Below are 22,145 nucleotides of genomic sequence, written 5' to 3'. Positions count from 1 at the left end.
GTGGGTCAGCGCGCGACGAGGCGTCAGGCGAGTCCGAGGAGGCGCAGGTAGCCGTCCCATGCGGGGGCACCGACGGCGATGCCGAGCCAGGCACCCGCGAGCATCCAGGGGCCGAACGGGATCCCGCTGCGACGGCCCGCCCGGCGCACGACCAAGAGGACGACTGCGAAGGTACCTCCGAGCAGGAACGCCGCGAAAGAACCCACTGCGAGGGGTCCCCATCCGAGGTACGCCAGCACGAGGCCGAGCACGCCGGCGAGCTTCACGTCGCCGAGCCCCATCCCGCCGGGCACCGCCAGCGCGAGCACGAGGTAGACGCCGCCGAGGACGACCAGGCCGATGAGGCCCCGGAGCGCGGCGCCCCAGTCCCCGGACGCCGCCGACGCCGCCAGCAGGAGCACGGGCAGCACGACGTAGGCCGGCAGCACGATCCGGTTCGGCAACGTGTGGGTGTCGAGGTCGATGAGCGTCAACGAGATGCTGATCGCCATCAGGTACAGGAGTGCGACGAGCAGGATCGCAGCGTGGATCGTTCCGGGGACGCCGTCCGGCGCCGCCAGCGGCGACCACGGTGCGAGGACCGAGAGCAGCGTCACCGCGACGAACAGGAGGCCCGTGGTGGCTTCGACGAGCGGGTACCGGGCCGAGATGGGCGCGCCGCAGTCGCGGCACCGGGCGCGCAGGACGAGCCAGGAGATCACGGGCACGTTGTCGCGACCTCGGATCGCGTGACCGCATCGGGGGCAGGAGCTGGCCGGCGCGACGACGGACATGCCCGCGGGCACGCGGTACACGACGACGTTCAGGAACGACCCGATCGCGAGACCGAGCACACCGACCAGCGCGGCGACGAGGGGCGCCACCGAGGCGAAGGAAGCCACGGTCACTTCCCCGTCGGGGTGCCGTCGGCGCGGAAGGCCGTGGCCGACTCGGTCTCGGTCGTCACGCCGTACGTGGTCGAGACCGGCTGCAGGAACTTGGGCGGGGCGGAGGACTTGAGTCTGCTGTCGTACGAGTACGCCTTCGCGTACCCCGTCAGCAGGCCGTTGCCGTACGAGGTGCGGACCGAGCCGCGGAACTGCTGGGCGATCGATCCGTAGATCGTGAGGATGCCGAGGTTCGACCCGTACTGGCTGTTCTGGACGTTGAACGTGCCGAGGTTGCTGGCGATGGCCGCGTCGATCTCGATGTTCTTGGTCGGCGCCGTGTTCGTCGAGTAGGAGCTGCTGCCCGTGTTGCACACCGTGTTCGACCAGCCGGAGTAGCTCGAGCAGGACACGGGGTTGTAGACGGAGACCGCCTTCTGCCCGACGAGCCCGAGCATGTCGTCGGAGGTCCGGCCGTTCTGGTAGACGATGTTTCCGGTCACGTACAGGAAGTTCTCCGCGGCGAGGGTCATCTGTCCGCCGAAGGATCCGGACACGAAGGCATCACCGCTGCGGCACCCGTAGTACCCGGCATCCCCGCGCGTTCCGGTGAACTCGCCGTTGAGCGGGTACCCCAGGCCGTTGCCGTAGTCCGAACTCGTCGAGGTCCCCGACTTGACCGTCTGCTGGCAGTAGACCGGCGAACCCGCGTTCACGGTCCCGTTGACCGTGCCGGACGGTGTGGCGCTGGACGCCCAGTAGTTCGGGTCACCGACCGTCGACGGCACGCTCTGCACGTAGACCAGGTTCGCGGGCAGCGTGGGGACGACGGCACCGGTTCCCCGGAGAGCAGCGACCGAGCCGCACAGGGCGTCGTTCCCCGGGCCCGGTGCGATGGCGCTGCCGTTGGCGTTGCCCTTGACCTGTGTGGAGATGGTCCACGGTGAGACCACGCGCATCTTGCCCCCGGCGAGGAACGTGATGGACGTCGGACCGGTGTACAGGCACCCGGGCTTCGCCACCTTCTCGGGGATGTCGGTCCGTGCCTCCTGCTTCATGTTCGCGTTGGTGCTCGGCATGGGGAGCGTCCCGACGTTCTTGATCCTCCCGCTGATGAACTTCGTGGACGAGCGGCAGGCGGAGTCGATGGTCGTCGCCTTGCTCGTGTAGAAGAAGTCGGCGGGCCCCGTGTCCTGCACGCTCGAGTTGAACGTCGCTCCGCAGGCGGTGATGACGTCGTTCGACCGGACCGGCCCGTCGAGGACGTCACCGCTGGCGAACGTGACGGCTTCACAGCTGCTGCTGGAGCTCCAGTCGTCGTCGTTGCGGTGGTTCGAGACGCAGCCGGCGTTCGTCAGGCTCGGGTCTTGGGACTCGTAGTTCGTGAAGTACAGGTAGTTGACGAAGCCGTCGCCGCGGAGGTCCACGACGATGGTCCTCGTCGTGGCACCGGCCTTCCCCGTCACGCGCAGGCGGACCTTGCCGGTCGTCGAGTAGTCGGAGTTGTCGACCTCGTACCGGTAGGACTGGTCGGTGCTCCCGACCACGTTCGCCCACGAGCCGTCCTTCGCGGTGCCGAAGGCCTTGTTCGCCGGATCTGCCGTGTACGTGCTCGTCGACGAGAACGCGGTGCGCACGCCGTACTTGACGTAGGCGTTGTCGGCTGCCAGGCGGCCCTGGTAGTCGGAGAGACCCGCGTACGCGGCCGCGATCGCCTTGTTGTAGTTCGTGTCGGTCGTCGCTTTCGTCGCACCGCTCGTCGCGGTGGCGACGACGAGGGACAGCACGATCATGAGCACCGCACCGATCCCGATGACGGCCGCGAGGGCGACCCCGCGTTCGTCGTCTCGGGCACGCAGGCCTCGGAGGATCCGGATGAGCATCATGACTCCGTGGCTGCGCCGTAGTCGAGGTTGCGCAGGTTGATGGTGGCCTGGAACGTGCTGTCGTTGACGGTCACGCCGCCCGTCGACCCCACGGTCAGCGCCACGCGGACGGACCGGATCGTGTCGTAGGTGGCATTCGCCGGCGCGGACACGGGACCGTCGTCCGCGTTGACGTACGAGAAGAGCGTGCCTGCCCGGACCACGTCGGCGAGCCACAGCGTCCGGGTGGCACCGGTGAACGTGCAGTACCCGCCGGCCGGGCAGTCGCCCCGCTGCAGCTGCATGCGCAGCCGGTTCGACACGACGTCGACCGTCACCTTGGTGAGCCCGGCCCGTGCACTCGACAGGTCGACACCCGAGTAGAACTGCACGCTCCTGCCAGTGGCGCTCACGAACGCCGGCGCACTGACCATCTTGCTCACCTGCCACCGCGAGGCCTCACGCAGGTACCGGCTGAGCTGCGTCATCGACGTGGTGCCCTGTCGGGTGCTGTCGTTGACCGAGGACACCGTGCGCTGCGCCTTCGAGATCGACACGAAGAAGCTCCCGACCAGGGTGAGCAGCAGCGACGTCACGAGCATGGCGACGAGGAGCTCCACGAGCGTGATCCCGCGTTGATCGACTCGCAGACGACGGAGGAGCGCGCGCATCAGCTGGCCGGCCTCGGGTCGACGAGGACGACGCCACCGGTGACGGCACCGTTGCTGACCATCGCGGTGTTGGTGGCGGTGAGCGCGAGCGGCGTCGTCGCCGCGCCCGCAGTGCCGCCCGTGAACAGCTTCCAGGTTCCCCACGGCAGGGCGATCGTCATGCTGTCGGACGTCGGCTTCGGGAAGCTCAGGGTCATCCCCTTCGCGCAGCCGGGATCGCCGTTCACGGCTGTGGTGGTCTTCGCGGTGATGAAGAGCGCCTTGTCCGGCTTGGCGAGCGTGATCGCGCCCATGCTGATCGGGATCGGCCCGGTCGCGTCCTTGAACTCCGTCGCCGTCCCCTTCTTGCCTGCCTTGTTGGCGGTCGTCCAGGCGCCTGGTTCCGGGCCGAGGCAGGTCGCTGCAGCGTCGGACGACACGTCAGCGGAGTACAACCCGGCCACCGCCTGGTACCCCGAGGGGAACGGGAACAGGGCCGCGCTCGTCGGGGCGGGGTCCAACACGGTCGTGCCCGACGTCCCGTTGGTGATCGACAAGGGCAGGTTCGTCGGCAGGATCGCGGACGAGGCCGGCGAGGTCACGTACTTGAACGAGTAGGTCGTCACCTTGTCGAAGGTGAAGGCGGCGGCACCGGAGCTCCCGACCGACACCGTCACCGACTGCGACGACGGACTCGGCTGTTGGGTCGAGTCGATGTACCCGGTGCGGGCGACCGACACCTTGTAGGTCCCCGGCGCGACGCCGGCCACGTAGGTGCAGCCCTCCGCGTCCGTCGCCGGGAACGTGACCCCGGCGGGGCCACCGCTCACGGTCGGCACGATCCCGGAGACGCCGATCCCGTTCGCGTTCGTCACGCCGACGAGGATCGAGCCCGTGGTGTCCGAGTTGATGTTCGTGAGTGGAGCGATGGCGCTCGACATCTCGACCTGATGGGTCCCGGACGCTGCAGCGCTGGTCTTCCACCGCACCGTGACCGTCACGGCCTTGTACGACAAGCTGCCGTCGCCCGTGCCGCAGGCGGTGGCCGCGCCGGACGACCGGGTCCACGACACCTTCCGGGTCAGGTCGAAGACCTGATTGCCGACCTGCTTGGTGGCGGTGCCGCTCTTCACGTTGAAGATGCTCGGGGTGTCCCGGAGGTCGTCGATGTCCTCCATCGCGATCGTCGATGCGACCTCGCGCGCACGGGTGTCCTTCGACAGCACCAGTGAGGCAGCGATGCCGGCGGCGATCCCGGCGGCGATCAGGGCGAAGATCGTCATCGCGACCATCACCTCGATGATCGTGAAGCCGTCCTCGTTGTCCCGTGCGGAACGCAGTCGCTCGGCGATGCGCGAGATCATGGCGTCCCTTCTGGCCGGAGTGGAAGTACATCAGGGCGGACGGTGACCCACAGGTCAACGTCCACCCTGACGGTGGTGTTACGGGGTCTTCTTCGTGAAGACGCCCGCAGCGCAGGTGCCCTCAGCCACACCCGCCGAGTCCGTGGCAGCGAACGTCTTCGAGGTGGCCTTGCTCGTGCCCTGGATGCAGAAGGCGGTCTTGTCCGCGTTGGCCGTGTAGACGAGGGTCGTGTCGCCGCCCACGGTCGTGCCCGCCTTCTTGTAGTCAGCGGTCGTGATGTCCGTCTTGTCGGCGGGGAACGTTCCGTCGCCGTTCGTCGCGATGCTCACCACGGCGGTCTTCGCGTTGGTGACGTCGGACTTGACTGCCGAGTCCTTCGCGTTGTTCTGCACGCCGATGTACACCGGGATGGCGATCGCGGCGAGGATGCCGATGATGATGACGACGACGAGGAGCTCGATGAGCGTGAAGCCCTTCTCGCCGTCCTTCAGGAGACCCTTGCGGCGAGCGTCGAGCTTGCCCATGAGAGCGAAGTACATGGTTGTTTCCATTCTGCGGGGAATGTCGGGGAAATGATTTCGGGGCTTGCTCGGCCGCCGCAGATCAGCGTATTGGGGACACATCGAGCGGCCAATCCCGAGAACGGGGGCCATGCTGGGCACAAAACACCCCCAGTGCGGGGGAGGGTCGATATCGACAATGCCCCCGCATGGGGGTGGAATGGCTAGGAAGCGTTCTGCACGACGTTGGTGATCTGGAAGATCGGCATGTAGAGCGCGATGATCATCCCGCCCACCACCACCCCCAGGAACGCGATGAGCAGCGGCTCGATCAGCGAGGTGAGGGCGTCGGTGGTCGCCTCGACTTCGGCGTCGTAGAACACCGCGATCTTCTCGAGCATGATCTCGAGGGAACCGGCGTCTTCACCGACCGCGACCATCTGTGTCACCATTGCCGGGAAAACCGATTGCGCGGCGAGCGGCACCGCGATTGATTCACCTTTCCGCACCGCCTCTGCGACATTGTCGAGCGCGCGCTTCACGACGAAGTTGTTCGACACTTCCCCGACGATCCGCAATGCCTGCAGAATGGGAACACCGGCGCCGATCATGTTCGAGAAGTTGCGAGCGAACCGAGCAATGACGATCTTCTTCTGCAGCGGGCCGAAGACCGGCAGTTTCAGGGTGATCGGATCGATGAACGCTCGGACGCGTTCGGTGTTCTTGTTCGCTCGCCACCACAGCCACGCCAGCACGACGACGATCGCGAGTGGGATCGCGACGTACCGCATGGCGTGTGACAGCGTCACGAGGATCTGCGTCGGCAGCGGGAGCGTGCCGCCGAGCGACGAGAACATGTCCTGGAAGATCGGGACGATGAAGATGAGCATGATGGCGACCGCCACCAGCGACATCACGAGCACGACCACCGGGTAGGTCATCGCCGACTTGATCGTCGAGCGGAGCTTGTGCTCCTTCTCGAAGTTCGTGGCGATGGAGTCCATGGCCTGGTCGAGGAACCCGCCGGTCTCCCCTGCACGGATCATGTTGATCATGATCGGCGGGAAGTCGACCGGGTACTTCGCGACGGCGTCGGAGAACGAGACGCCGCGCTCGACGTCGTCGCGGACCTTGCCGAGGATGTCCTTGAGCTTCTTGTTCTCGGTCTGGTCGGACAGGATCGTCAGGGTCCGCAGGAGCGAGAGCCCCGAGGTGAGCATCGTCGAGGCCTGTCGCGACATGATCGCGAGGTCCTTGAGGCCGACGCCCTTCTCGAACCCGGGGATCTTGATCTCGGTCTGGAGCCCGGTGCCGGCCTTGGCCTCGGTGATGGCGATCGGTGAGACGCCCATCCCCCGGAGGCGCTGGACGACGGCTCCCTCGGACGCGGCGTCGAGGCGGCCCTTGACGAGCTTGCCGGCGCCGTCACGCCCGCGGTAGTCGAACGCGAGTGACATCAGTAGCCTCCGGAGAACTTGTCGCCGAAGTCGATGCCGCTGGCGGCGATCGCGGCGGCCGAGGAGTCGGACGGGGACTCGACGCGCTGGACGAGCCGGTCGAAGCCCTCTTCGTCGTGCACCTTCTCCATCGCGGCCTTGCGCGAGATGGTGCCGACGTTGACCAGTTCGGCGAGGTCCTGGTCCATGGTGTGCATGCCGAGGTCACGGCCGGCCTGCATGGCGGAGGTGATCTGGTAGGTCTTGCCCTCGCGGATGAGGTTGCCGATGGCCGGGGTGATCGTCATGATCTCGGTGGCGACGACCCGGCCGACGCCGTTGGCCTTCGGGACGAGGGTCTGGCAGACGACACCCTGCAGGGTGGCGGCGAGCTGGGTGCGGATCTGCCCCTGCTGGTGCGGCGGGAAGACGTCGATGACGCGGTCGATCGTGCCGGGGGCGCTCTGCGTGTGCAGGGTGGCGAACACCAGGTGGCCGGTCTCGGCGGCGGTCAGCGCGACGGAGATGGTCTCGAGGTCCCGGAGCTCACCGATCAGGATGACGTCGGGGTCCTGCCGCAGCACGTGCTTGAGCGCCGAGGCGAAGGAGTGGGTGTCGGCGCCGACCTCGCGCTGGTTGATGATCGACCGCTTGTGGTCGTGCATGAACTCGATCGGGTCCTCGACCGTGACGATGTGGTCGGCACGGCTCTCGTTGACCAGGTCGATGAGCGCCGCGAGGGTGGTCGACTTGCCCGACCCGGTCGGGCCGGTGACGAGGACTAGTCCACGGGGCAGGCCGGCGAAGTCACCGACGTGCGCGGGGATGCCGAGCTGCTTGAGCGTCTTGATCCTGGTGGGGATGATGCGGAACGCGGCGCCCCAGTTGCCGCGCTGCTGGTAGTAGTTCACGCGGAAGCGGTACTCCGGCGACAGCGAGTACGCGAAGTCGAGTTCCTGGTCGTGGTCGAACTGCCCGGCCTGTTCGACGGACAGCAGCGTCTTGAGTGCCGCGATGACCTTGCCACGCGACCACGCGCCTCCGGGCACGGCCGGCCGGAGCGAGCCGTCGACGCGGACGGTGGGCGGGGCGTCGGCCGTGATGTGCAGGTCGGAGGCCCCCTGGTAGACGACCTGTGCGAGTGCGGTGATGAGGTCGGGGTCGGCGACCTCACGTGCGTGCCGGGCGAAGTCGATGTCACCTGCCGATGCCGCGGCGGGGGCGGGAACCGGAGTGGGTGCCGCCGGTGCGGCGTGGTGGGCGCCGCTGTAGGCGATGGCCGGCAGCTGCTGGGTCGCGGGCTCGGCGTACCCGTAGGTGGCCGTCGACGACGGCACCGCGGCAGGCGGCGTCGCCGGAGCGGTGGCGGACTGCGCCACGGGCGCAGCGACCGGACCACCCACGGGCCCGGCAACCGGGCTCGCCACGGCCGTGCCGGTGGGCGCGGGCCACACCGCCGAGTCGTCCGTCAGGTCGTAGACCTGCTCGGGCGAGGCGGCCTTGGCTGCGGCCAGACGCGCGGCACGGCGCGAGCCGACCTCGGCGCCCGGGGTGCCGGGGTGCCATCCGGCGACGGGCTCGTCGCCGGGCATGGTGATGTCGTACACGGAGTCGGTCATCTGCTCGTCCTGTTCCCCGGTCACGCGACGACGCGCAGGATCTCGTCGACGCTCGTCATGCCGAGCTTGACCTTCTCGAAGCCGTCCTGGCGGAGCGTGAGCATGCCCTGCTGCTGGGCGACGCGGCTGATCTCCGCGCTCGAGGCACGACCGACGGCGAGCCGCTCGATCTCCTCGGTCACGGTCATGACCTCGTGCAGGGCGATGCGGCCGCGGTACCCGGTGTTCGAGCAGACGGCGCAGCCGACCGGGGCGAAGAACGCCGGCATCTCGTCGCCGGGGGCCAGGAACCCGAGCGCCCGGAGCTGCTCGATCTCGTACACGGCGGGCGCCTTGCACCGGTCGCACAGCCGTCGTGCGAGGCGCTGGGCGACGACGGAGTCGAGGGCGGACCCGACCAGGAACGGCTCGATGTCCATCTCGGTCAGGCGGGTCACGGCCGACGGGGCGTCGTTGGTGTGCAGGGTCGAGAGCACGAGGTGCCCGGTCAGCGACGCCTCGATCGCGATCTGGGCGGTCTCGTGGTCGCGGATCTCACCGAGCAGCACGACGTCGGGGTCGGACCGGAGGATCGAGCGGAGCGCGGAGGCGAACGTCAGGCCGGCCTTCGGGTTGACCTGCACCTGGTTGATGCCGGCCATCCGGTACTCGACCGGGTCCTCCACCGTGATGACGTTGATCTCGGGCTTCGCCACGGCGTTGAGGGTCGTGTACAGCGTCGTCGACTTGCCCGAACCGGTGGGGCCGGTGACCAGGATCATGCCGTAGGGCTTCGAGTACGACCGCTGGTACGCCTGGAAGTTCTGCTCGAGGAGGTTGAGGTCCTTGAGGGTCAGCGAGGTGTTCGTGTTGTCGAGGATCCGCATGACGACCTTCTCGCCCCACACGGTGGGCAGCGTCGCGACGCGGAGGTCGATCTGCCGGCCGCCGTGCCGCACGGACATGCGGCCGTCCTGCGGCTTGCGACGCTCGGCGATGTCGATGTCGCTCATGATCTTCAGGCGGCTGATCACGCCGTTCTGGATGTTCTTCGGCGCCGGCGCCATCTCGTGCAGCACGCCGTCGATGCGGTACCGGATCCGGACCTCGTGCTCGCCGGGCTCGATGTGGATGTCCGACGCGTGGTCCTGGATGGCCTGCGACACGAGCAGGTTCACGAAGCGGACGATCGGGACGTCGTCGAGGGCGCCGTCGGCGATGTCGACCTGCGCCTTCGAGGTCGTCGACGCTTCTTCCTCGAGCGACGACGTCAGGTCGTTCAGCTCGTCGTCGGCGCGCAGGTACCGGTCGAGGGCAGCGACGAGGTCACGCTCCTCGACCTGCAGCGGCTTGATCGCGCGACCGGATGCCGTCCGGGCGTCGTCGATGGCGAGCACGTTCGTGGGGTTCACCATCGCGAGGATGAGCAGGTCGCCCTCGAACCCGACGCCGAGCACGCCGTGGCGCCGGCACAGGGCCGCCGGCAGGATCGACACCGCGGTGCCGTCGACGGGGTAGTCGCTCAGCGGGACGGTGCGTGAGTTGTTCGACGCGGCCCGGGCGGTGATGAACTGGGCCTCGCTCACGACGCCCTGGTCGACCAGGCCGCGGATGGCGCGCTCGTCGAGGTCCTCGTCACCCGTCATCGCATCGAGGTGCTCGATGGGCAGGGCGCCGTTCAGGATGAGGATCTCGGACAGGGTCGCCATGAGTCCCGTGCCTCCTTGGACTCGCGCACGGCGAGACGTCGTCGGGTGATGCGCCACCAGGGATGTGGCGCCCGACCACGCTACTTCTGGGGCCCTCGCCGACCGCAGTCCCAGAAAGAGGGGGCGGAGGGGGTCCGGCTGCACCCAAAACTGGGGTCCACGACCGGTTCGGCCCCGGTCCGGGGGACGCTTCGGCCGGTTCGCGGTGGTCGTCGGAGGGTGCATGTTCGCCAGCCTCCCGGACCCCGCAAAGACCGCGGAGTCCTGGCGCGCAGTCCGTGGAGAACGTCGGCGTCTCACGGGGGTGTGGAGGAACGGGGCCGCCGTCCGACGCGGGCCGGACAGCGCGGCACCGCGGAATCCCTCTCGACGTGCGCCCCCACCCGGGCACATGATGAGTCATGGACATCACGAGCGTGACCGTGGGGTTGCCCGTCAGCGACATCGAGGCGTCCTGCCTCTGGTACGGCGCGGTCTTCGAGCGCACCGAGCCGGACCTCGAGCCCGAGGACGGCGTCGCCGAGTACGAGGTCGGCGGCATCTGGATCCAGCTCTACGTCGACGAACAGGCCGAGGAGAACCCGGTCAGCGTCCGCTTCGGCGTCGACGACGTCGCCGCGCAGCACGCACGCATCGGCGCGCTCGGCATCGACATCGGCCCCGTCGAGTGCGTCGACGGGGCCGTCGACTGGTTCGACGTCCGCGACCCCGACGGCAACGTGCTGAGCCTGTTCTCGCTGGTCGACGAGACCGGACGCGGTTCCGGCCGCGACAACGGCGCGGGCCGCGCGCTCTAGCCGCGACCCCACGGCGGACGGGAGGCCCGTGGCGGCCCCGCACCGCGCCTCCAGGCCGTCACGCGGTGACGACACGACGAAGGCCCCGCCTCCTTGCGGAGACGGGGCCTTCGTGGGATCACATCAGGCTCAGTTGTACGTGCCCGGCGTGAAGTCGTCCGACGAGAAGCTGTCGAAGTCGACGAAGCTCAGGTCGGCGTCCGAGAACGACGAGTCGTCAGCGAAGATGCGGTTGGGGTACCGCTCCGCCTTCGCCTCTTCGGTCGCGTTCACGTCCACGTCACGGTACCGGCTGAGGCCCGTCCCGGCGGGGATGAGCTTACCGATGATGACGTTCTCCTTGAGGCCGACGAGGTGGTCCTGCTTGCCCTCCATGGCCGCCTGCGTGAGCACGCGGGTGGTCTCCTGGAAGGAAGCGGCGGACAGCCACGACTCGGTCGCGAGGGACGCCTTCGTGATGCCCATGACCTCCTGGCGAGCCGAGGCGGTCTTGCGACCCTCCTGCAGCGCCGCACGGTTCAGCGCGTTGTAGCGCGACCGGTCGACGAGCTCACCCGGCAGCAGGTCGGTGTCGCCGTGGTCGACGACGGTGACCTTGCGGAGCATCTGGCGGACGATGACCTCGATGTGCTTGTCGTGGATCGGCACACCCTGCGAGCCGTAGACGTCCTGCACACCGTTGACCAGGTGCTTCTGGACCTCTCGGACACCCTTGACCCGGAGGACTTCCTTCGGGTCGACGGTGCCGGCGATGAACTGCTCGCCGAGCTCGACGTGCTGGTTGTCCTCGATGAGGAGCGTCGCACGCTTGAGCACCGGGTAGATGAACGGCTCGTCGCCGTTGTCCGGCGTGAGGATGATCCGACGACCCTTGTCCGTGTCCTCGACCACGACGCGGCCGGGGGCCTCGGCGATCGGGGACGCGCCCTTGGGGGTACGCGCCTCGAAGAGCTCCGTGACACGCGGCAGACCCTGGGTGATGTCGTCGGCCGAAGCCGAACCACCCGTGTGGAAGGTACGCATCGTCAGCTGGGTACCGGGCTCACCGATGGACTGCGCGGCGATGATGCCGACTGCCTCACCGATGTCGACCAGGTTGCCGGTGGCGAGCGAACGGCCGTAGCACTTCGCGCAGACACCGACGGCCGACTCGCAGGTCAGGACCGAGCGCACCTTGATGCTCTCGACACCGGCTGCCAGCAGCTTCTCGAGGAGCACGTCACCGACGTCCTCGCGAGCCTCTGCCACGACCGTGCCCTGTGCGTCCACGGCCTCGGTGGCCAGGGTGCGGGAGTACACGGTGTTCTCGACGCGCGGGTCGCGGACGAGCTTGCCGTCGGCGTCCACGGTCGCGATCGGCAGCTCGAGGCCACGCGTCGTGCCGCAGTCGTCCTCGCGGATGATGACGTCCTGCGAGACGTCCACGAGACGACGGGTGAGGTACCCGGAGTCCGCGGTACGGAGCGCGGTGTCGGCAAGACCCTTGCGAGCACCGTGGGTGGCGATGAAGTACTCCGCCACGGTCAGGCCCTCGCGGTACGAGTTGATGATCGGGCGGGCGATGATCTCGCCCTTCGGGTTGTTCACCAGACCACGCATACCGGCGATGTTGCGGACCTGGAGCCAGTTACCACGAGCACCGGACGACACCATGCGGTTGATGGTGTTGTCGACCGGGAAGTTGTCGCGCATCTCCTGCGCGATCTCGTTCGTGGCCTCGGTCCAGATCTTGATCAGGTCGGCGCGACGCTCGGAGTCGGTGATCAGACCCTTGTCGAACTCGCCCTGCACCTTGGCGGCCTGGATCTCGTAGCCCGCGATGATCTCCTTCTTGCGAGGAGGCGTCACGACGTCCGACAGGGCGACGGTCACACCGGAGCGGGTGCCCCAGTAGAAGCCGGCGTCCTTGATCCGGTCCAGCGCAGCGGCCGTCTCGGTCTTGGAGTAGCGCTCGGCGAGGTCGTTGACGATCGCGGACAGCACACCCTTGTCGGTGACCTTCTGGACGAACGGGTAGTTCGCCGGCAGGGTCTCGTTGAAGAGCGCACGGCCCAGGGTCGTCTCGAGCAGCACGGTGTCGCCCTGCTCGTAGCCCTCGGGAGCTTCACCCTCGGCGAAGTGGACACCCGTCATGCGGATCTTCGCCATCGCGTTGAGGTGCAGCGTGTGCTGGTCGTTGGCCAGGATCGCCTCGGCGACCGAGGAGAACGCACGGCCTTCACCGACGGCGCCCTCGCGGACGGTCGTCAGGTGGTGCAGACCGATGATCATGTCCTGTGCGGGCAGGGTCACCGGACGGCCGTCGGACGGCTTCAGGATGTTGTTCGAGGCGAGCATCAGGATGCGGGCCTCGGCCTGGGCCTCGACCGACAGCGGCAGGTGCACGGCCATCTGGTCACCGTCGAAGTCCGCGTTGAACGCAGCACACACGAGCGGGTGGAGCTGGATGGCCTTGCCCTCGACGAGCTGCGGCTCGAACGCCTGGATGCCCAGACGGTGCAGCGTCGGCGCACGGTTCAGCAGCACGGGGCGCTCGCGGATGATCTCCTCGAGCACGTCCCACACCTGCGGACGCGAACGCTCGACCATGCGCTTGGCCGACTTGATGTTCTGCGCGTGCGACAGGTCGATGAGGCGCTTGATCACGAACGGCTTGAAGAGCTCGAGCGCCATCTGCTTGGGCAGACCGCACTGGTGCAGCTTCAGCTGCGGGCCGACGATGATGACCGAACGGCCCGAGTAGTCGACGCGCTTGCCGAGCAGGTTCTGGCGGAAACGACCCTGCTTGCCCTTGAGCATGTCGCTCAGGGACTTCAGGGCACGGTTGCCGGTACCCGTGACCGGACGTCCACGACGACCGTTGTCGAACAGCGCGTCAACGGCTTCCTGCAGCATGCGCTTCTCGTTGTTCACGATGATCTCGGGGGCACCGAGGTCGAGCAGGCGGCGGAGACGGTTGTTGCGGTTGATCACACGACGGTAGAGGTCGTTGAGGTCCGACGTGGCGAAACGGCCACCGTCGAGCTGCACCATCGGGCGCAGCTCCGGCGGGATGACCGGCACGACGCCGAGCACCATCGCGGCCGGCGAGTTGCCGGTGGCGAGGAAGGAGCTGACGACGCGCAGACGCTTGATCGCGCGGATCTTCTTCTGGCCCTTGCCCTCGGCGATCTGCAGACGCAGCGCCTCGGCCTCGGCGGCCAGGTCGAACGCCTCGAGCCGGAGCTTGATCGCCTCGGCGCCCATGTAGGCGTCGAAGTAGATCCCGAACCGGTCCTGGAGCTCGTGGAAGACGGCGTCCTCGGGCTTGAGGTCGCCCACCTTGAGGTTGCGGAAGTCCTCCCACACACGCTCGAGACGGGTGATGTCCTCGTCGAACGACTTGCGGACCTGGGACATCTCCTTCTCGGCGGTGTCCTTGGTGCGGCGCTTGACGTCGGCCTTCGCACCCTCTTCCTCAAGGGCTGCGAGGTCGTCCTCGAGCTTCTTGAGGCGGTCAGCGATGATCGAGTCGCGCTGGCCCTCGAGGGTCTTGATCTCGAGACGCATCTCGTTCTCGAGACCCGGCATGTCCGCGTGACGGCCCTCTTCATCGATGTCGATGATCATGTACGCCGCGAAGTAGATGACCTTCTCGAGGTCCTTCGGCGCCATGTCGAGGAGGTACCCGAGGCGCGACGGGACGCCCTTGAAGTACCAGATGTGCGTGACGGGGGCAGCGAGCTCGATGTGGCCCATGCGCTCACGACGGACCGAGGACTTGGTGACCTCGACGCCGCAGCGCTCGCAGACGATGCCCTTGAACCGGACACGCTTGTACTTGCCGCAGGCGCACTCCCAGTCGCGGGAAGGACCGAAGATCTGCTCGCCGAACAGACCGTCCTTCTCGGGCTTCAGGGTGCGGTAGTTGATGGTCTCCGGCTTCTTGACCTCGCCGTACGACCACTGACGGATGTCCTCGGCGGTCGCGAGGCCGATCCGAATGGCGTCAAAGGAAGTTGCTTCGAGCAATGTTCTTCTCTCTTGCTGATTCAGGCTTCGATGTACGGGCGGGATCAGATGTCGTCGACAGAGGACGACTCGAACCGCGAGGAGATGTTGATGCCCAGCTCCTCCGCAGCGCGGAAGACCTCGTCATCGTTGTCGCGCAGGCTGACCGCCTGGCCGTCGGCCGAGAGGACCTCGACGTTCAGGCAGAGCGACTGCATCTCCTTCATGAGGACCTTGAAGGACTCGGGGATGCCGGGTTCCTGGATGTTCTCGCCCTTGACGATCGCCTCGTAGACCTTCACGCGGCCGAGGATGTCGTCGGACTTGATCGTCAGGAGCTCCTGGAGGGCGTAGGCGGCGCCGTACGCTTCGAGCGCCCACACCTCCATCTCACCGAATCGCTGTCCACCGAACTGCGCCTTACCACCCAGCGGCTGCTGCGTGATCATCGAGTACGGACCGGTCGAACGCGCGTGGATCTTGTCGTCGACCAGGTGGTGCAGCTTGAGGATGTACATGTAGCCGACCGAGACGGGCTCCGGGAACGGCTCGCCGGAGCGGCCGTCGAAGAGCTGCGCCTTGCCGGACGAGCCGATCAGGCGCTCGCCGTCGCGGTTCGGGAGGGTCGAGTCGAGGAGGCCCTCGATCTCGCGCTCGTACGCACCGTCGAACACCGGGGTGGCGACCTTGGTGCCGGGCTCGGCGCTGTGCGCTGCCTCCGGCAGGTTCTCGGCCCAGTCCTGGATGCCCTCGACGTTCCAGCCCTGCTTGGCGAGCCACCCGAGGTGGATCTCGAGCACCTGGCCGAAGTTCATGCGGCCGGGGACGCCGAGCGGGTTGAGGACGATGTCGACGGGGGTGCCGTCGGCGAGGAACGGCATGTCCTCGACCGGGAGGATGGTCGAGATGACGCCCTTGTTGCCGTGACGACCGGCGAGCTTGTCACCCGCGGTGATCTTGCGCTTCTGGGCGATGTAGACGACCACGCGCTGGTTGACACCAGAGCCGAGTTCGTCGTCACCGTCCTGCGAGTCGAACACCTTGACGCCGATGATCGTGCCCTCTTCACCGTGGGGCACCTTGAGCGAGGTGTCGCGGACTTCGCGCGACTTCTCGTTGAAGATGGCACGGAGCAGACGCTCCTCGGCGCTCAGCTCGGTCTCGCCCTTCGGCGTGACCTTGCCGACGAGGATGTCGCCGGGGCGGACCTCGGCACCGATGCGGATGATGCCGCGCTCGTCGAGGTCGGCCAGCAGGTCCGGGCTGACGTTGGGGAGGTCACGGGTGATCTCCTCCTTGCCGAGCTTGGTGTCGCGGGCGTCGACCTCGTACTCCTCGATGTGGATCGAGGAGAGGGTGTCGTCCTTGATGAGGTTCTGCGACAGGATCATCGCGTCCTCGTAGTTGTAGCCCTCCCACGGCATGAACGCGACGAGGAGGTTCTTGCCGAGCGCGAGCTCGCCGTTCTCCGTCGCGGGACCGTCGGCGATGACCTCGCCCTGCTCCACGCGCTCGCCTGCGGAGACGATGACGCGGTGGTTGTAGCTCGTGCCCTGGTTGGAGCGGTCGAACTTGCGCAGGTAGTAGGTCTGCGTGCCGCCCTCGTCGAGCTGCAGGGTGACGGCGTCGGCCGAGACCTCGGAGACGACACCGGCCTTGTCGGCGGTGACGACGTCGCCGGCGTCGATGGCCGTGTAGCCCTCCATACCGGTACCGACGAGCGGCGACTCGGAACGGAGCAGCGGGACAGCCTGACGCTGCATGTTCGCACCCATGAGGGCGCGGTTCGCGTCGTCGTGCTCGAGGAACGGGATGAGCGACGTCGCGACCGACACCATCTGGCGCGGGGAGACGTCCATGTAGTCGACCTCGTCCTTGGCGACGAGTTCGACCTCGCCACCCTTCTTGCGGACGAGCACCTTGTCGTCGGCGAAGTGGAAGTCGTTCGTCAGCGGGGCGTTGGCCTGCGCGACGACGAAGTCGTCCTCTTCCGAAGCGGTGAGGTAGTCGATGGTCTTCGTGACCTCGCCGTTGACGACGCGACGGTACGGGGTCTCGATGAAGCCGAAGGAGTTGATCCGACCGAACGACGCGAGCGAACCGATCAGGCCGATGTTCGGGCCTTCCGGGGTCTCGATCGGGCACATGCGGCCGTAGTGCGACGGGTGGACGTCACGGACCTCGACGCCGGCACGCTCACGGGACAGACCACCCGGGCCGAGGGCCGAGAGACGACGCTTGTGCGTCAGGCCCGCGAGCGGGTTGTTCTGGTCCATGAACTGCGACAGCTGGGACGTTCCGAAGAACTCCTTGATCGCGGCGACGACCGGACGCACGTTGATGAGCGTCTGGGGGGTGATCGCCTCGATGTCCTGCGTGGTCATGCGCTCGCGGACGACGCGCTCCATGCGGGACAGACCCGTGCGGACCTGGTTCTGGATGAGCTCGCCGACGGCGCGGATGCGACGGTTGCCGAAGTGGTCGATGTCGTCCACGTCGAGGCGCAGCTGCACCGGCTCGCCGTCACGGACGCCGTCGATCGTGGTGCGCTCAGCGTGCAGCGACACCAGGTACTTGATCGTCGCGACGATGTCCTTGACGGTGAGCACCGAGTCGGACAGCGGGGCGTCCATGCCGAGCTTGCGGTTGACCTTGTAGCGGCCGACCTTCGCCAGGTCGTAGCGCTTCGGGTTGAAGTAGAAGTTGTCGAGGAGCGCACGCGCGGCCTCGGCAGCGACCTGCTCGCCGGGACGGAGCTTGCGGTAGATGTCCTTGAGCGCCTCTTCCTTCGTGAGGACGGCGTCCTTCTCGAGGGTCGACTCGATCGACGCGAAGCCCTGGAACTCGTCCATGATCTCTTCGCTCGTCAGGCCGAGGGCCTTGAGGAAGACGGTCACGGACTGCTTGCGCTTCCGGTCGATGCGCACGCCCACCTGGTCGCGCTTGTCGATCTCGAACTCGAGCCAGGCACCACGCGACGGGATGATCCGCGCCGAGTAGATGTCCTTGTCGGAGGTCTTCTCCTGCTGGCGCTCGAAGTACACGCCGGGCGAACGGACGAGCTGTGACACGACGACGCGCTCGGTGCCGTTGATGATGAACGTGCCGCGTTCGGTCATGAGCGGGAAGTCGCCCATGAAGACCGTCTGCGTCTTGATCTCACCCGTCATGTGGTTCATGAACTCGGCGTTGACGTACAGCGGAGCGGCGTAGGTCTTGCCGCGCTCCTTGCAGTCGTCGATCGAGTACTTCGGGTCTTCGAGCTCCGGCGCGGTGAACGAGAGCTGCATGGTCTCGCCGAGGTCCTCGATCGGGGAGATCTCCTCGAAGATCTCCTCGAGCCCCGAGTGCAGCGCGAGGTCGGTGCGACCCTGCTCCTGCCCTTCGGCGAGGCGGGCCTTCCAGACGTCGTTGCCGACGAGCCAGTCGAAGCTCTCCGTCTGGAGTGCGAGCAGATCAGGAACCGTGAGGGTGTCCGTGATCTTGGCGAACGAGAGTCGCGAGTGGTTGCGACCGTTCTTGGGGTTGGTGGATGCGTTGGGCGCAGCAGCCAAGGGTGTGACCTCCGGTAGGCCCCGTCGGGCCGACACTGACGAGCAGTGTGTAGGTGAGTGGATTGATCGCTCGGCGAACCCTGAGATGCAAGCCCTGCGACCACGCCGACGCGTGCCTTGACGCGGAACGTCGGTGCACGTGTGGGATGATCTCCGTGAGCGGTACCCGCCGCCATATACGGGTCCGGCTGCACCAGGGCGAGATGAGTTTCTGTCTCAGAACTCTGCGTCGACCGCAATATGACGACACGGATGCCAGGGAGCGCGAACTGTCATCATAGTTCGCTCCGTGGCGCGCTGTCCAGTCCCGGCTTGACCGGATTCGGCAGTGGCGTGTATAAGCCGCCACACGCCGCTTCCATTCCCGGGCTCAGCCGGGCCCCTGCTCAGCAGGGCCCCTGCTCAACCGAGACGCTCGCGCTCGACGCGATCCGCGCCTCCCGGCAGTCCGGCCAGCGCACGGAACGCGTCCTCCGGGCGACGTGTGCGGACGAACGTGACCCGGCCCCGGTCGTCCGTGAGCTCGATCCCGAGCCCCGGCGTGAGGATGAGCGCACGCTCGCCACGACGGATCCGCAGGCCGACACCGCCGTAGGTGGCAGCGTCCGCCTCGACCAGGCGGACGTCGGTGATCCGCCGGCGCGGGATGCGCCGCGGCGGGAGCGGACGGAAGTGCAGGGTCACGTGCCGCTCGGTGACGGTGAACCCGGCCCGGGCGAGCAGGAGCAGCGACCCGAGGGCGACGGCGAGCAGGGCCGGCACCAGCAGGGCGACCTCCGGTGCGTCCCCGGGCCAGCCGAGCACGGCGGCGGACAGCCCGCCGCCGCCGAGGAGCAGCGCCGTACCGACGACCCGCATCCAGGCGGGTGCGGTCTCGCGGTCGGCGTGGAACGGCAGGGCGGCGCGGGACGGATGGGCTGCACGGGACGGCCGGGAGGCCCGGATCACCCGGGTGGGTCGGGTCCCGGACCGGTGGGTGTCCGGGGTGGTGAGGCGTGCGGTGGGCACGCTCATGGTGTCGGCGGTCATGACGGAGGTCTCCTGCGGCGGATCAGCAGTGGTGCACTCCTCATCGGGTGCGGTGCGTTCGACGGCCAGCGCGCGCGGGTGGCCGGAGGGGTGGCGCGCAGCAGCACGCCGACGGCGCGCACGCTCGAGCGGTGGGGGCGCTCGCGGGCACGTCGTGGTCACGGTGTCCGGGCGGACGCGTGGAGTGTGGGGCACACACGCATCGACGCTCTGGCGTCGTGACGACAGGCATCAACGGTACGCAACGAGTCTTGGCGTCCGCTGGTCGTCCATGTGTACGCATTCACGTGTCCGCAGTGCGTCGCCCGGGGATGACGGGGTGCTGCGGACGGTCAGCGCAGGACGCGGGCGACGGCCTCGGCGCGGGTCCGGACCCCGAGCTTCGCGAACACCTGGTTCACGTACGACTTCACGGTGGGCACCGTCAGGAACAGCTCGGCAGCGATCTGCGGGTTCGTCCGGCCGTCCGCGATCCGCTCGAGGACGTCCACTTCGCGCGGGGTGAGGTCCGGGAACCGAGCACCGAGCGACGGACCGGGATCGGGTGACGCAGGCGCCTCGGAACCAGCAGCGACACCGGCACCTGCACCGGCACCACCGGCGAGGCGCGCCACCAGCCGCGCCCCCACGGTCGCGTCGAAGGTCGACTGCCCGGCGGCCACCGCACGCACCGCGGTCGCGATCTCCGCCCGTCCGGCGTCCTTCGTCAGGTAGCCGCGGGCTCCCGCCCGCAGCGCGGTGGTGATGGAGTCGTCGTCGGCGTAGGTCGTCAGCACCAGGACCGCGACCCCGGGGTGCTCGGCGACGATCCGCGCCGTGGCGGTCGGTCCGTCCACGCCCGGCATCCGCAGGTCCATCAGGACGACGTCGGGCACGTGCCGGTCGACGGCGTCGATCGCCTCGGCGCCGTCGGCCGCCTGCCCGACGACCTGCAGGTCGGGCACGAGCGACAGCACCGTCACCAGGCCGTCGCGGACGATGGCCTGGTCGTCGACCACGAGCACCCGGATCGTCACGAGCGGTCGTCCTCGGCGACCGGAGCCCGGACGTCGACGGGCAGGTGCATGGCGACGACGAACTCGTCGTCGGAACGCTCGGCCTCCACCGTGGCCTCGCTGCCGAGTTCCGCGAACCGCTCGCGCATCCCGAGCACCCCCTGCCCGCCGCTCGGCAACGGGTTGGCCACGACGACGTCCACGGCGTCGCCGTCCCGGATCACGGACAGGGACACGGGGCGGCCGGGAGCGTGCCTGCGGGCGTTGCTGAGGGCCTCCCGGACGACCTGGACCACGGCGGCACGGTGGGCGTCGTCGAGGACCGCGAGGGTCGCGTCTCCCTGCACGACGACCTCGCCGCCGAACGAGCGGTGCGCGTCGAGCAGGGCCGTCAGGCCCGACGCGTGGTCGGCGGACGGACTGGAGGCACGGGTCGGCTCCGGCTGGCCGGGCTGCGGTTCGTCGCGGAGCGCGTGCACCGCACGCCGTGCCTCGGCCAGGCCGTCCGCGGCCAGCGCGCGAGCCTCGCCGGCTCGGCGGGTGGCCTCGTCGACGCGGCCGGCCTCGAGCAGGGCCTCGACCGCGTCGAGCTGCAGGACCAGGCCGCCGAGCGAGTGGGCGAGGACGTCGTGGATGTCCCGGGACGCCCGCGACCGGTCGGCGAGGAGCCGTGCGCGCTGCTGCTGCCGCTCGGTCTCGCGAGCCTGCGCCGTCGTGATCCGGACCTGCCGACGACTGAAGCCGACGAGCACGCCGAGCAGCAGCCCGCCGCTCACGCCGAGGACGAACTGCACCGACGTCTGCTCGAGCGTCGCGGTGACGGCCACCACCACGACGGCGGCCAGCGCGGCGACCGCGGCCGTCCAGACCGGCAGACGCAGGTCCGCGCCGAGGATGACGAGCCCGACGATCACCGGGACCACCAGCAGCGAGTCGGTCGGCACCACGGCGAGCGATCCGGCGGCGATCATCACGCCGGCTGCGGCGACGAGGACGCGGGGCGTGCGTGCCCCTTCGCGGACGGCCCAGGCGGCGAGCGCCACGGCCCCGACGGCCCAGACCCACGCGGGGTGGTGGAGCAGGAGGCCGTTCCGCACGAACCAGAAGGCGACCACGGCGATCCCGACGGCGTTGAGTCCCCAGGAGAGCACCGAGGCGGACCGGACCCCGGCGGGGTCGGTCCGGTCCGGGTCGGTCGGCAGGCTCACCGCACCATCATGCCGCGGCGGGCGGCCGCCGACCGGTCGCCGCCGCGGGGGATGCGCTGGTCGACGACCAGGGCACGAGCGGCGCGGTTCAGGGCGAGCACGAGCAGGATCGTGCCGGTCGAGGTGAGCAGGTGCGCACCGAGGTGGCCGCCGAGGACGTCGAGCCCGACGCGGGCGGCGATCAGGACGATCCAGAGCGCGGCGCCGAGCCACCCGGTGCGGGACTGCAGGGTGCGGCCCTTGGCGTCCGGCGTCGTGACGGTGCGGAACCGGGTCATGGCCCCCATCGCCAGGCCGACGCCGACGGTGAGCAGGGCCTCGAGGCCGAGGAACACGACGTCGGTGGTGGTGACGGTCGCCGTGGTCTGTGCGAGGACGACCACGCCGACGATCGCCATCACGAGCGGTCCCCGCCAGATGCGCGCCGGGTCGAGGGACCGCCAGGTCGCCTGCCGGTACGCCAGGAAGGCGACGAGGGCGAGGCCGATGAGCACGTTCGCGAGGAGCTGGACCGACATGGTGTGCCTTTCGAGGTGGTCCGGCGGAGTGTTCCGACCGGTGACATCAGCCTCGTTCCGGGCGC

General features: G+C 68.4%; 15 protein-coding genes. 1 reads left to right on the top strand and 14 read right to left on the bottom strand.

What is annotated here, in order from left to right:
- Window positions 1–23 precede the first annotated feature (23 nt).
- From HP445_RS06545 to HP445_RS06510, 8 genes are all read right to left on the bottom strand, one after another.
- A complete protein-coding gene (locus HP445_RS06545) occupies window positions 24–887 on the bottom strand; it encodes a prepilin peptidase (protein ID WP_372496371.1) in 864 nt (287 codons plus the stop codon).
- Complete coding sequence (locus HP445_RS06540) at window positions 884–2,752, bottom strand: hypothetical protein (RefSeq protein ID WP_111038483.1); 1,869 nt, start codon at window positions 2,750–2,752, stop codon at window positions 884–886. Before HP445_RS06540 ends, HP445_RS06545 begins: the two co-directional genes overlap by 4 nt.
- On the bottom strand, window positions 2,749–3,402 hold the full coding sequence (locus HP445_RS06535) for a PilW family protein (protein WP_128780450.1): 654 nt from the start codon (window positions 3,400–3,402) through the stop codon (window positions 2,749–2,751). Before HP445_RS06535 ends, HP445_RS06540 begins: the two co-directional genes overlap by 4 nt.
- The gene (locus HP445_RS06530) at window positions 3,402–4,745 is read right to left on the bottom strand and encodes a prepilin-type N-terminal cleavage/methylation domain-containing protein (protein WP_128780449.1); all 1,344 of its coding nucleotides are present in this window, start codon (window positions 4,743–4,745) and stop codon (window positions 3,402–3,404) included. The genes HP445_RS06535 and HP445_RS06530 overlap by 1 nt, the downstream gene beginning before the upstream one ends.
- Before the next feature lie 78 nt (window positions 4,746–4,823).
- Window positions 4,824–5,285 carry a type II secretion system protein gene (locus HP445_RS18890; protein WP_111032235.1) on the bottom strand — a complete coding sequence of 154 codons (462 nt, stop codon included), beginning with the start codon at window positions 5,283–5,285 and terminating at the stop codon, window positions 4,824–4,826.
- A 185-nt stretch (window positions 5,286–5,470) separates the two neighbouring features.
- Window positions 5,471–6,703 (bottom strand): type II secretion system F family protein, encoded by a 1,233-nt coding sequence (locus tag HP445_RS06520; protein WP_111023277.1) that lies wholly within the window; start codon window positions 6,701–6,703, stop codon window positions 5,471–5,473.
- A complete protein-coding gene (locus HP445_RS06515; RefSeq protein ID WP_276340543.1) occupies window positions 6,703–8,325 on the bottom strand; it encodes a type IV pilus twitching motility protein PilT in 1,623 nt (540 codons plus the stop codon). Before HP445_RS06515 ends, HP445_RS06520 begins: the two co-directional genes overlap by 1 nt.
- The gene (locus tag HP445_RS06510; RefSeq protein WP_027466747.1) at window positions 8,322–9,989 is read right to left on the bottom strand and encodes a GspE/PulE family protein; all 1,668 of its coding nucleotides are present in this window, start codon (window positions 9,987–9,989) and stop codon (window positions 8,322–8,324) included. Before HP445_RS06510 ends, HP445_RS06515 begins: the two co-directional genes overlap by 4 nt.
- 401 nt (window positions 9,990–10,390) lie before the next feature.
- Between HP445_RS06510 and HP445_RS06505 the strand changes: the two genes are divergently transcribed.
- Window positions 10,391–10,786 (top strand): VOC family protein, encoded by a 396-nt coding sequence (locus tag HP445_RS06505; protein WP_071245506.1) that lies wholly within the window; start codon window positions 10,391–10,393, stop codon window positions 10,784–10,786.
- Window positions 10,787–10,915: 129 nt separating this feature from the next.
- Here HP445_RS06505 and rpoC read toward each other — a convergent pair whose 3' ends face one another.
- From rpoC to HP445_RS06475, 6 genes are all read right to left on the bottom strand, one after another.
- Window positions 10,916–14,797: a DNA-directed RNA polymerase subunit beta' gene (gene rpoC, locus HP445_RS06500; RefSeq protein ID WP_110863230.1), complete on the bottom strand. Its 3,882-nt coding sequence runs from the start codon at window positions 14,795–14,797 to the stop codon at window positions 10,916–10,918.
- 44 nt (window positions 14,798–14,841) lie between these two features.
- Window positions 14,842–18,330, bottom strand: a complete 3,489-nt coding sequence (gene rpoB / locus HP445_RS06495; RefSeq protein WP_071406174.1) for a DNA-directed RNA polymerase subunit beta — start codon at window positions 18,328–18,330, stop codon at window positions 14,842–14,844.
- A gap of 402 nt (window positions 18,331–18,732) precedes the next feature.
- The gene (locus HP445_RS06490) at window positions 18,733–19,359 is read right to left on the bottom strand and encodes a hypothetical protein (RefSeq protein ID WP_128780448.1); all 627 of its coding nucleotides are present in this window, start codon (window positions 19,357–19,359) and stop codon (window positions 18,733–18,735) included.
- Between the two features lie 332 nt (window positions 19,360–19,691).
- Window positions 19,692–20,375: a response regulator transcription factor gene (locus HP445_RS06485; RefSeq protein WP_128780447.1), complete on the bottom strand. Its 684-nt coding sequence runs from the start codon at window positions 20,373–20,375 to the stop codon at window positions 19,692–19,694.
- Window positions 20,372–21,562, bottom strand: coding sequence for a sensor histidine kinase (locus tag HP445_RS06480; protein WP_128780446.1), 1,191 nt, complete (start codon window positions 21,560–21,562; stop codon window positions 20,372–20,374). The genes HP445_RS06485 and HP445_RS06480 overlap by 4 nt, the downstream gene beginning before the upstream one ends.
- On the bottom strand, window positions 21,559–22,080 hold the full coding sequence (locus tag HP445_RS06475) for a hypothetical protein (RefSeq protein ID WP_110863234.1): 522 nt from the start codon (window positions 22,078–22,080) through the stop codon (window positions 21,559–21,561). Before HP445_RS06475 ends, HP445_RS06480 begins: the two co-directional genes overlap by 4 nt.
- Window positions 22,081–22,145: the final 65 nt, after the last annotated feature.

The sequence above is a fragment of the Curtobacterium flaccumfaciens genome (assembly GCF_013359815.1).
GTDB classification, from domain to species: domain Bacteria; phylum Actinomycetota; class Actinomycetes; order Actinomycetales; family Microbacteriaceae; genus Curtobacterium; species Curtobacterium flaccumfaciens.
The sequence above is the reverse complement of the archived record's forward strand: the minus strand, read 5'-3'. Positions and strand labels throughout refer to the sequence as shown.

Bases quoted from the DNA above. Each gene is read 5' to 3' on its own strand.
- HP445_RS06540 (WP_111038483.1), bottom strand. From the start codon at position 2,752: ATGATGCTCATCCGGATCCTCCGAGGCCTGCGTGCCCGAGACGACGAA.
- HP445_RS06535 (WP_128780450.1), bottom strand. From the start codon at position 3,402: ATGCGCGCGCTCCTCCGTCGTCTGCGAGTCGATCAACGCGGGATCACG.
- HP445_RS06530 (WP_128780449.1), bottom strand. From the start codon at position 4,745: ATGATCTCGCGCATCGCCGAGCGACTGCGTTCCGCACGGGACAACGAG.
- HP445_RS18890 (WP_111032235.1), bottom strand. From the start codon at position 5,285: ATGTACTTCGCTCTCATGGGCAAGCTCGACGCTCGCCGCAAGGGTCTC.
- HP445_RS06520 (WP_111023277.1), bottom strand. From the start codon at position 6,703: ATGTCACTCGCGTTCGACTACCGCGGGCGTGACGGCGCCGGCAAGCTC.
- HP445_RS06510 (WP_027466747.1), bottom strand. From the start codon at position 9,989: ATGGCGACCCTGTCCGAGATCCTCATCCTGAACGGCGCCCTGCCCATC.
- HP445_RS06505 (WP_071245506.1), top strand. From the start codon at position 10,391: ATGGACATCACGAGCGTGACCGTGGGGTTGCCCGTCAGCGACATCGAG.
- HP445_RS06490 (WP_128780448.1), bottom strand. From the start codon at position 19,359: ATGACCGCCGACACCATGAGCGTGCCCACCGCACGCCTCACCACCCCG.
- HP445_RS06475 (WP_110863234.1), bottom strand. From the start codon at position 22,080: ATGTCGGTCCAGCTCCTCGCGAACGTGCTCATCGGCCTCGCCCTCGTC.